General features: G+C 59.7%; 6 protein-coding genes and 2 pseudogenes (2 of these 8 cut by a window edge). All 8 read left to right on the plus strand.

Annotated features, from left to right (window positions below; genetic code table 11):
- Window positions 1-305: pseudogene (locus A3H92_06415) on the plus strand (ABC transporter permease) (it extends 1,450 nt beyond the left edge of the window).
- A gap of 3 nt (window positions 306-308) precedes the next feature.
- Window positions 309-1,016 carry a hypothetical protein gene (locus tag A3H92_06420; protein ID OHC75249.1) on the plus strand — a complete coding sequence of 236 codons (708 nt, stop codon included), beginning with the start codon at window positions 309-311 and terminating at the stop codon, window positions 1,014-1,016.
- Entirely contained in the window at window positions 1,013-2,299 is a 1,287-nt protein-coding gene (locus tag A3H92_06425; GenBank protein OHC75250.1) for a 3-deoxy-D-manno-octulosonic acid transferase, read from the plus strand. Before A3H92_06420 ends, A3H92_06425 begins: the two co-directional genes overlap by 4 nt.
- Window positions 2,286-3,281: a tetraacyldisaccharide 4'-kinase gene (locus tag A3H92_06430; protein ID OHC75251.1), complete on the plus strand. Its 996-nt coding sequence runs from the start codon at window positions 2,286-2,288 to the stop codon at window positions 3,279-3,281. Before A3H92_06425 ends, A3H92_06430 begins: the two co-directional genes overlap by 14 nt.
- Complete coding sequence (locus tag A3H92_06435) at window positions 3,259-4,167, plus strand: lauroyl acyltransferase (GenBank protein ID OHC75252.1); 909 nt, start codon at window positions 3,259-3,261, stop codon at window positions 4,165-4,167. Before A3H92_06430 ends, A3H92_06435 begins: the two co-directional genes overlap by 23 nt.
- 241 nt (window positions 4,168-4,408) lie before the next feature.
- Window positions 4,409-5,695: a hypothetical protein gene (locus tag A3H92_06440; GenBank protein ID OHC75253.1), complete on the plus strand. Its 1,287-nt coding sequence runs from the start codon at window positions 4,409-4,411 to the stop codon at window positions 5,693-5,695.
- 37 nt (window positions 5,696-5,732) lie between these two features.
- Window positions 5,733-6,581 (plus strand): hydrogenase, encoded by an 849-nt coding sequence (locus A3H92_06445; protein ID OHC75254.1) that lies wholly within the window; start codon window positions 5,733-5,735, stop codon window positions 6,579-6,581.
- A gap of 31 nt (window positions 6,582-6,612) precedes the next feature.
- Window positions 6,613-8,270: pseudogene (locus tag A3H92_06450) on the plus strand (DMSO reductase) (it continues 829 nt past the right edge of the window).

An 8,270-nucleotide genomic window follows, 5' to 3' on the forward strand; every position in this document is an offset into this window, starting at 1 on the left:
TGCTCAAGAATGCCCCGATCCTGCTGCTGGACGAGGCGACCTCGGCGCTGGACACCGAGTCCGAACGTCAGGTTCAGGCGGCGCTTCATCGGCTGATGAAGGGGCGCACCACGCTGGTAATCGCCCATCGTCTGTCTACGGTTGTTGACGCCGACGTTATCTATGTGATTGAAAACGGGAAAGTGGTGGAATCAGGAAGTCATAATGAATTGCTGGCGGCGGGGGGCGCTTACGCGCACCTCCATGACTCGCAGTTCATCGGGAATGATTCATCCCCGGAGCAGGCCTCGGCCATGGATGGCTGAATCGTGAAGTTGTCCAAGAAAATCCTGCGTAACCGGGTAGTGCGTCTGTTGATAAGCCGCCTGGCCGCTCTGTACATCCGGCTGGCTTACGCCGGCAGTCGTTGGTCGGTGGTGCGCGGCGAGATTCCCAGGCAGCTGTGGGACGGGAACAAGCCCTTCATTCTTGCCTTCTGGCATGGCCGTATGCTGATGATGCCCTATTGCTGGAACCATAAGGCGAATATTTACATGCTGGTTTCCGAACATGCCGACGGTCAACTGGGCGCCGACGCCATGGCCCGCCTCGGCATCAAATCGGTGGCCGGATCATCGACGCGAGGCGGCTCCAAGGCATTACGCGCCCTGCTTCAGGTCATCAGGAGCGGCGACTGCGTAGCCGTTGCGCCCGACGGCCCACGCGGCCCCAGGATGCGGGCCGGCAACGGAATCATCAACCTCGCCCGCCTTTCCGGCGTTCCGATTATTCCCGTCGCCTTCGGCGTTACTCGCGGCAAGGTCGTTTCCTCCTGGGACCGTTTCCTTGTCGCCTTTCCTTCGGCGCGGGGCGTCATGGTATGGGGGGAACCCGTCCTGGTCCCCCGCGACGCCGACGACGGCGCCGTGGAAGAAGCCCGCCAAAGGGTGGAGGACGCTCTTAACGCCGTCACTGCCGAAGCCGATATTCTGAGCGGGCGTGTCCCTGTCGAGCCTGCCGTGGAGACGGCGTCATGATGTTGCGGGCGTACAGAGTCGTGACCATCCTGGGGGCGCCGCTGATCCGTCTTTATCTGGCGTGGCGCAAGGCGCTGGGCAAGGAAGACCGGGCGCGCTTCGGCGAGCGTCTGGGGCGGCCGGGACGCCCGCGTCCCGACGGCCCGCTGGTGTGGCTGCACGCCGCCAGCGTCGGCGAATCTATTTCCATGTTGCCGCTCATCGAGCGCCTGCCGGCGTACAAGCCGGGACTGAGCGTGCTGGTGACTACCGGCACCGTGACCTCGGCCAAGCTGATGATCGAACGTTTGCCCAAGGGCGCCTTCCATCAGTATATCCCGGTTGACCGGCCGAGCTATGTGCGCCGCTTTCTTGATCATTGGCGACCCGATCTGGCGCTGTGGGCGGAATCGGAATTCTGGCCCAACCTGATCAGCGGGACGGCGGGTCGCGGCATTCCCATGATATTGATCAACGGGCGGATATCGCCACGTTCCTACATCGGATGGCAGCGCGGCAAGAGCCTGATCAACAGGCTGCTTTCCTCGTTCACCCTGTGCCTGGGGCAGACCGAGGATGACGTTGGTCGTCTGTTATCTCTCGGCGCCGGGACGGCCAAGTGCCTGGGCAATATCAAGTTCGCGGCGTCTCCTCTGCCCGTCGACGAGGCCGAGTTGTCGCGCATGGAAGCGGTCATAAAGGGTCGTCCCCGCTGGCTGGCGGCGAGCACTCATCCCGGCGAAGAGGAAATCGTCGGTCGCGTCCACGGAAAACTGAAAAGCCGATGCCCTGATCTGTTGAGCATAATCGCGCCGCGTCATCCGCAAAGGGGAGGGGAGATCGCCGAGGCGTTACGCGCCGCCGGATTTACGGTCGCCCTGCGTTCCCGGCTTGATGAGATAAACAAGGACATTGATATCTACGTCGCCGACACTCTCGGCGAGTTGGGATTATTTTACCGTTTGTGCGATGTGGTGTTCATCGGCAAGTCGATGACCCCTTCCGGCGGACAGAACCCGCTGGAAGCGGCGCGGCTGAATTGCGCCGTAATTCATGGCCCCCACATGGCTAATTTCGATGAAATCGCCCGCTCCCTCAAGCAAGCGGGAGGCTCGGTCGAGGCGGCCGACGAAGCGGAACTGGCGGCGCAGGTCGAAAAGCTGCTGGGCAGCGGGAACGAGCGGATTATCCTGTCACAAGCCGCCATGGCCTTTGCCGGCGCCGGGACCGGGGTGCTTGATCTGGTGATGGCGGAACTGACGCCGTTTCTCGATAGGATGGAGGATCGTCATGCGGGCGCCTGACTTCTGGGCAAGACGCGACGGCAGCCTTCGGTCAACCCTGCTCCGTCCGCTGGGGTGGGCTTACGGAGCGGCGGCGGGCGTCCGCTATGCCGCCGTCAAGCCATGGAAAGCGCCGGTCCCGGTGCTGTGCGTCGGCAATCTGGTAGCCGGCGGCGCCGGTAAAACGCCAGTGTCGCTGAGTCTGGGCGCGCATCTCGCTGAATTCGGGGTCAACATTCATTTCCTTACTCGTGGGCATGGCGGCGGCGCCCCGCAGCCGTTGCGCGTCGATGCCGACCGTCACAGCATTAAAGACGTAGGCGATGAGGCGCTGCTGCTGGCCCGTTCGGCCCCGACCTGGGTTTCCGCCGATCGTGCGATAGGCGCCCGTCTGGCGGCGGCCGCCGGGGCCGGGGTCATCATCATGGACGACGGTTTCCAGAACCCCGGTTTGTTCAAGGATGTTTCCCTGCTGGTTATCGACGGCGGCTACGGCCTGGGCAACGGTCGCGTGATTCCCGCCGGTCCCTTGCGTGAATCTTTGGCGTCGGGACTGGCCCGCGCCGACGCCCTGGTGCTGATCGGCGATGATAAAAACGGAGTGCGGGAACAGGTGGGAACAAGCCTTCCGCTGCTTCGCGCCCGCGTCAAGCCCGGTCCCGAAGCCGCCGGTCTTAACGGTAAGGACGTGGTCGCCTTCGCCGGCATCGGCATGCCCGACAAGTTTTTCGACACCCTTCGCGCCGCCGGTTGCCGTCTGGTTGCCTGTCATCCCTTTCCCGACCACTACCCCTACGAGGCCGAGGACATTCAGCGCCTTAAGGCGCGCGCCCGCGAGACCGGCTCGATCCTGGCAACCACCGCCAAGGACGCCGTTCGCCTGTCGCCGGAGATGCGCGAGGGCATTGAGGTATTGACAATCAGCATGGAATGGGACGACCAAACGGCTTTGGCGTCTGTTCTTGAACCTCTGGTAATCAATGGCCGATATAAGCCGAATTGAGAGAACGCTTCGCAAGCGTCTGCTCCACCCGATTGAGGCATTGGCCTCTTATGCCGCCTTCGGCTTGCTCAAGCTGCTGCCGTTGGACCTGGCGTCGGCGTTGGGGGGCTTGCTCGGGCGGGCCATCGGTCCCCGCCTGAAAGTTACGGCGACGGCCCGGCGCAATCTCAGGCGCGCCTTCCCCGAGAAAAACGACGCTGAGATCGAGGCCATCATTCCCGCCATGTGGGAGAATATCGGGCGCACCGCTTTCGAGTTTCCCTTTCTGCACCGCCTTCGCATGTACGGCGGCGGCGCCGGCGATCATGTGGAAGTGGTGGGGGCCGAGATCATTGACGCCCTCAGGCAAGACGGCAAGCCGGGCATCTTTTTCGCCGGTCATCTGGCCAACTGGGAGGTGCCGGCTCTCAGCGTCGAGCGGCGGGGCCTTCCCATCCACCTGATCTATCGCGCTCCCAACAACCGGCTGGTGGAGGCTTTGTTCCGGCAGCGTCGCCCCGGCGTCGGCGAGTTGATCCCCAAGGGGGCGCCGGGCGCAAGGCAGGCGTTGAGGCTGCTCAAGGCCGGCGGCCACCTGGGCATTCTGGTTGATCAGAAAATGAACGACGGCGTCGCCGCCCCTTTCTTCGGCCGCGACGCCATGACCGCCCCGGCGCTGGCCCAGTTCGCCTTGAAGTTCAACTGCCCGGTGGTTCCCGTTCGCGCCGAACGCTTGGGCGGCGCCCGCTTCAGGATAACTCACTTTCCGCCGATAGACCTGCCCGACAGCGGCGACCGCCGGGCCGACATCGCCGCCATCATGACCAAGGTCAACGCCTGCCTTGAGGAATGGGTGCGCGAAAGGCCGGAACAATGGCTATGGCTGCATAAACGCTGGCCGGATTGAGGTCCGTATTTTTTTGCTTGTTACATTCATGGATGGTGCTATTATTACAGTGCGCTTTCGTACTATTTGATGTTCCAGGCGTAAGAGGGGGAGGGGAAGGTCGTTGAACGTTAACTTCTCATTCGGCTGGAAAACGGTTGGCCTAGCTTTGGTCGTCCTGGTCGTAGTTGTCGGAGGGGTGTCCTGGGGCGCGTCGTCCTACATGTCCCGGCCTTCATTCTGCGGCACAAATTGCCATACGATGAACGAGCAGTGGAATGCGTGGAAAACCGACAAGCATTTCGCCCTAAAAAATTCCGATCACGCGCAGGCGACATGCCTGCAATGTCATTTTGCTCCCGGCGAGGAGAACTCGCTGAAGGCGAAGTTTATCGGCTTGAGGCATCTGGCGGCTTACCTCGTTGATTCCAAGGCGCCCATACCGGTCGGCGCAAAAATAGCGGACGCCGCCTGTTTGCGGTCGGGGTGTCACTCCAAAGAGAAGATTCTGGACAAAGAAATCAGTTATACGGACAGGATCAAATTCAAGCACCGGCCCCACTTTGAAAAGGCGATTGAAGGTCAGGAAATTCACTGTGACGGTTGCCATGTAAAACGTTCCGTTGACAAGCACTTCGAGACTCCCAAGGAAATCTGTTTCCTGTGTCATTTCAAAATCGGGAAGCCGACCGATGTTAAAGCCCAGCCCATCAAGCTCAGGCTGAACGAAGGCCGCAACAAATGCTCGTTGTGTCACACAATTCCGACCAAATCATTGCAGCGTCAGTTGGAGGCGGGCGCCGATCCCAACAAGACGCCGATCACCCATCAGACCATGGAGCAAGCCAAGGTTACTTGCGAAAGCTGCCATTTTGAGATCATCAAGGGGGCGGGCGATGTCAGGACGGAAGGCTGTCTTAATTGTCACAACAAAACGGCGGAGTTGCTTACCAAGGTAAATGAGAAAAAACTGATGCATGAGAAGCATGTCGGCCCCCAGCGGGCGAATTGCTTTGATTGCCATGACCCGATCGAACACAAAAAGCCGGTCGATTATCTGGAACCCGAACGCACCGCCTGCACGTTATGCCATGACGATCAGCACAAGTATCAAAAACTATTGCTCTCCGGAGCGCCCGTCAGTAAAGGCCTATCGGGTCCGCCGCAGTTCATGGGCGCAGTCAACGCCAACTGCATGGCCTGTCACCAAAAAACCGTAGAAATCAGGGGCCACTCCGTCAAAGCCTCGACGGGAGAGCCTTGCGTCGGCTGTCATACGCCTGAGCACGCCAACATGCTCAAGGACTGGAAGCAATTGTTCATAAAAGAAGTCGATGCTGCGGAGAAAGTGGAAGAAGAAGCGGTTAAGGCGTTGAGCGAAGTCAAGGAAGGCTCTGATGCGGACAAGGCAAGGGCAACGTTGGTTGAGGGGAAAGAGCTGTTGAATATCGTGCGTATCGGCAACGGAGTTCACAACAAGAAATACTCGGTTATGATTCTGGACGAAGCTATCGGCAAATTTGAGGACGCTATCAGTCTTACTCAATAATACGGGAGGAGAAAGTTATGATCAGGAGGGTTTTGAAATGACTGAAATAAAGAAAATGAAGATCAGTCGGCGCAAGATGCTGAGCGGCGCCGGCTTGGCTGTGGCCGGAGGAGCGGCGGCTCTCGCCGCGCCGATAAAAAAGGCGGAGGCCGCCGAGGCCAAGGCCCCGCGATGGGGAATGGTCATGGACCTGCGCCGGTGTATCGGTTGCAGGGCCTGCACCGTGGCGTGCAAGTCCGAGAACAACGTCGCTCTCGGTCATTTCAGGACCGTCGTCCAGGAAAAAACATGGGGGACATTCCCGAATACCAAGAAGGACTTCCTGCCCCTCATGTGCAATCACTGCGAGGGCAACGAAACGGACGGCATTCCGCCCTGCGTCAAGGCTTGCCCGCAGTATCCGGGCGAGCGTCGGAAATACACGACGCCCGACGGGAAGGAGATCAGCTATCGCAGCGGCGGCACCTACAAGCGTCCCGACGGCTTGATCCTGGTCGATGACAAACAGTGCATCGGCTGCGGCAAGTGCATCGAAGCCTGCCCCTACGGCGTCCGTTCGTTCGACCCCTTCGTCAAGGCGGGGATGAAACCGGAGGAGCAATCCATCACCAAGTGCACCGGCTGCAATCATCGCATTGATAACGGCATTGATCCCGCCTGCGTCAATACCTGTCAGGGCCGGGCGAGAATCTGGGGCGATCTTAACGATCCCGACAGCGAGGTTTCCAAGCTCATCAAGGAGCACGGAGCCGAGAAAAATGTCCTTCTGCCGGACGAAGGAACAAGGCCGAACGTGTTCTACATCGACCCGAACAAGGTCATGAACATCATCTACAAAAAACGTGAACCCAAGAAATTGGATCACTTTATTGACCAGATGCCCTAAGGCCCGGCTGATTGACAAGGAGGATTACAAAATGAAAAAGTTTAATCGTCGTAATTTTATGACATTGGCTGCGGCCGGCGGCGCCGCTTTGGCGGCGGGCGCCGGGGGCGGTCAAAATGCGTTGGCCGGGACCGTCAAGCTTCAAGGCGGGGGCCGCGATTTCTCTCCGGCGACGGGGAAGGAACGCAAGGCGGTTCCATCGACTTGCTGGCAATGCGTTACCCGCGACTCCATAATGGGTTATGTCGAAGACGGACGGCTGATGAAGCTGGAGGGCCATCCTGACTCCATTAGAACCCTCGGCAAGCTGTGCGCCAGGGGACAGGCCGGCGTCAACCAGGTCTACTTCCCGGATCGCATCCTTCATCCGTTGCAGCGCGTCGGCAAGCGCGGCGAGCACAAGTGGAAAAGGATTACCTGGGATGCTGCTCTGGATCTCGTTGCATCCAAGCTCAAACCGCTCCGCGACGCCGGCACGCCCGAGTTGTTCATGTATCATTATGGCCGCCACAAGGCGTCTCAGGCGAAAACCATGTACGATTTCATGAACGCCTACGGCACCAAGACCATCGGCACTCATACCTCGGTGTGCGAGGCATCCAAATGGGTGGGTCAGGAGAGCTTGTGGGGCGGCATGTACGACAACTGGGACTACGACAAGACCGACTATGTGGTCATGTTCGGCTCCAACAACTTCGAGTGCCACACTAACCATATCCCGACCTCGCAGCGTCTGATTCGGGCGATGGTTGATCGCAAGGTTCCGCTCTATACCTTCGATGTGCGGCTTACCAATACCGCCGCTAAGGCAACCGAGTGGATTCCGATCAATGTCGGCCATGACGGTCTGGTTATGCTGGCCATGTGCAACGTCATCATGAACGAAGGCCTGTTCAAGAAAGACCACTTCAAGTTCATGCGGGTGAGCGCCGACCACAAGGCTTCGACGGACGACAAGATCAAGGCCGTCAAGGAGCAGGTTGCGAAGTATACGCCCGAATTCGCCGAAAAGCTCAGCGGCGTTCCGGCGGCGAAAATCAGGGCAATCGCCCAGGGCTTCGCCAAGGCCAAGTCGGCCTGTCTGGTCACCTATCGCGGCACCGTCAAGCACTATCACGGCGCCGACCAGGAACGGGCGGCGATGTTGCTTTCCGCCATCACCAACAACCTGGATCGGGCCGGCGGCCGGGTCATGGGCGTCGGCGCCGGGTGGAAGTATCCCTCGTCGAAGAAGGCCGAGGTGCAAAAGGGATTGCCGATTACCGACGGCTTCCCCGGCGAAGCGGCCTACCCGACGCACGGCGTCGGCCATCAGGTTCTGCCGATGATCAAGGACGGCAAGGCCGGTCGGCCCGTGGTCTACTGGTGGAGCTGCTATAATCCGGGTTTCGTCAACGGCGACAACAAGGGTCTCCAGTCGATCTTGCAGGACGAGAGCCTTATGCCCTTCCTGATCACCTCAACCATTGTTTATGACGAGTCATCGCAGTTCGCTGACCTCATTCTGCCAGATGTCACCTATCTGGAAAGGTGGGACTGGGAAGACATGGTGTCGGCTAACCAGATTGCCGAATTCTCCATCCGTCAGCCTCTTGTCAAGCCGCTGGGCGAGGCGAGGTGTCAAGGCGACGTATGGCCCGAACTGGCGAAAAGGCTGGGCTTTGAACTCGTTTACAAGAACAAGAAGGA

It is taken from the genome of Rhodospirillales bacterium RIFCSPLOWO2_02_FULL_58_16, assembly GCA_001830425.1.
Classification (GTDB): Bacteria; Pseudomonadota; Alphaproteobacteria; order Rhodospirillales; family 2-02-FULL-58-16; genus 2-02-FULL-58-16.

Excerpts from the sequence above, each read along its gene's own strand:
- A3H92_06435 (OHC75252.1), top strand. The coding sequence starts at position 3,259 with ATGGCCGATATAAGCCGAATTGAGAGAACGCTTCGCAAGCGTCTGCTC.
- A3H92_06440 (OHC75253.1), top strand. The coding sequence starts at position 4,409 with ATGAACGAGCAGTGGAATGCGTGGAAAACCGACAAGCATTTCGCCCTA.
- A3H92_06425 (OHC75250.1), top strand. The coding sequence starts at position 1,013 with ATGATGTTGCGGGCGTACAGAGTCGTGACCATCCTGGGGGCGCCGCTG.
- A3H92_06430 (OHC75251.1), top strand. The coding sequence starts at position 2,286 with ATGCGGGCGCCTGACTTCTGGGCAAGACGCGACGGCAGCCTTCGGTCA.
- A3H92_06445 (OHC75254.1), top strand. The coding sequence starts at position 5,733 with ATGACTGAAATAAAGAAAATGAAGATCAGTCGGCGCAAGATGCTGAGC.